Annotated in this window: 1 protein-coding gene; it reads right to left on the bottom strand. The window is 53.5% G+C overall.

What is annotated here, in order from left to right; all coding sequences use genetic code 11:
* Positions 1 to 263, bottom strand: a 263-nt coding sequence (locus IEX97_RS13400) for a sodium:solute symporter family transporter (RefSeq protein WP_444541812.1), incomplete at its 3' end; no start/stop codon positions are given.
* Positions 264 to 286: the final 23 nt, after the last annotated feature.

Genomic DNA, 286 nt, shown 5'->3' with positions numbered 1-286 from the left:
GCAAGCAGCACGTAACCACCAGTCCAGCCCATTAGGAATACGCTGCCGCCGTAACCCATGAAGGCAATCAGACCCGCCATCGAGATAAACGATGCCGCAGACATCCAGTCTGCTGCGGTTGCCATGCCGTTAGCGATAGGGTTCACACCACCGCCCGCGACGTAGAACTCTTTGGTTGATCCAGCGCGTGCCCAAATCGCAATACCGATGTAGAGGACAAACGTCGCACCAACAACCAGATAAGTGATAGTTTTCAAATCCATCTGAGTGCCTCCTTACTCATCCA

Source organism: Paenalicyclobacillus cellulosilyticus, assembly GCF_014647315.1.
GTDB classification, from domain to species: domain Bacteria; phylum Bacillota; class Bacilli; order Alicyclobacillales; family Alicyclobacillaceae; genus Alicyclobacillus_J; species Alicyclobacillus_J cellulosilyticus.
Note: the sequence above shows the minus strand (reverse complement) of the source record. Positions and strands in the feature narration are given on the sequence as shown.